The 1130-nt window shown below is 62.0% G+C and carries 1 protein-coding gene; it reads right to left on the bottom strand.

Annotation, left to right across the window (positions count from 1 at the left end):
• Window positions 1-92 precede the first annotated feature (92 nt).
• Entirely contained in the window at window positions 93-902 is an 810-nt protein-coding gene (locus ABD691_RS33540; RefSeq protein WP_344686399.1) for a ParA family protein, read from the bottom strand.
• Window positions 903-1130 lie beyond the last annotated feature (228 nt).

The following is a 1130-nucleotide window of genomic DNA, read 5'->3' as shown; positions in this document are numbered from 1 at the left end:
ACTGGCCCGTTGATGTCGTTGCTGGGGTTTCCGGATTCCCCTGGGTTTCCGGGGTAACGGGGGTTTCCTGTGTTCCCTGGGATTGAGTCATGTCAGCCAGCCATGATCGTGTTCACGTGGGTCGCGTAGTCCTCGGCGATCATCCGCATCGGAACCGTCTTCCACTGGTCCAACCCGATGCCTTCGTCGACCGCCTCGCCGATGTGCGTCCTGAAAGGGATGAACGGCCTCAGCAGCGGGGCCTCGACGAAGTACTCCTCGATGTCAGCCAGGACCTGCTTGTTCCGCTTCGTCGCCCGTTCCTCGGTCGTGCCCTGCCACATGTTCACCAGGACGCCCACGTACGTCAGCTTCTGGTTGAAGTAGGTCTGCACATTCGTCACCGTTTTCGCGAGCTCGGCCATCCCGTCGGCCGACCACTGCTGGGGCTGCGTAACGACAAGTACCTGTTCAGAGGCGGTCAAAGCGTTCACCGTGAGCTGCCCGAGGCTCGGCGGAGAGTCGATCAGCACCAGGTCGTAATTCGGCAGCAGCGGCTTGAGGACGTTCGCGAGCTTGAACTCCCGGGCCTGCGCCGGAATGATCATCTCCTCCACCGCAGCCAGCGGCGTACCAGACGGAACGAGGTCGATGCCGTCCCAGATGGACGGCACGACCACCTCTTCGAGCGTGACGGTGGCCCGCGGCATGATGGCGTCCGCGACGGTGATCTGCACGATCTCGCCCATCTCGTCGCGTTCGAGGGGATCTCTGACGATCGCGGACGTCGCGTTGCCCTGGGCGTCGAAGTCCACGACCAGTACGCGTTTGCCCTGTACAGCGGCTGCTCTGGCGAGGTTGATAGTCGTGGTCGACTTGCCAACGCCACCCTTTTGGTTGGCGTTGGTGATCACTTTGGCCATGCTGGATCCTTCGCTGTCGCTTGATGCCGGCGGGAACATCATCCCCTGTGTTCCAAGAAACCCTTGGGTTGGATGGGTTTCCTGGCTTGATGGGGTTGCAGCCTAGGGGTTACCGGGGTTGCAGGTTATCCCGCTTTCCCCGTAAACCCAGGTGTTTACGGGGAAAGCGGCGTTTCCGGGGTTCCTGCGTGGCCTACGGCGACACGCCCGAGGGGGTCGAGTTGTGAG

Source organism: Saccharopolyspora taberi (assembly GCF_039534165.1).
In the GTDB taxonomy this organism is placed as follows: Bacteria; Actinomycetota; Actinomycetes; order Mycobacteriales; family Pseudonocardiaceae; genus Saccharopolyspora_D; species Saccharopolyspora_D taberi.
Note: the sequence above shows the minus strand (reverse complement) of the source record. Positions and strands in the feature narration are given on the sequence as shown.

Coding starts and splice junctions, on each gene's coding strand:
- ABD691_RS33540 (WP_344686399.1), bottom strand. CDS start 902: ATGGCCAAAGTGATCACCAACGCCAACCAAAAGGGTGGCGTTGGCAAG.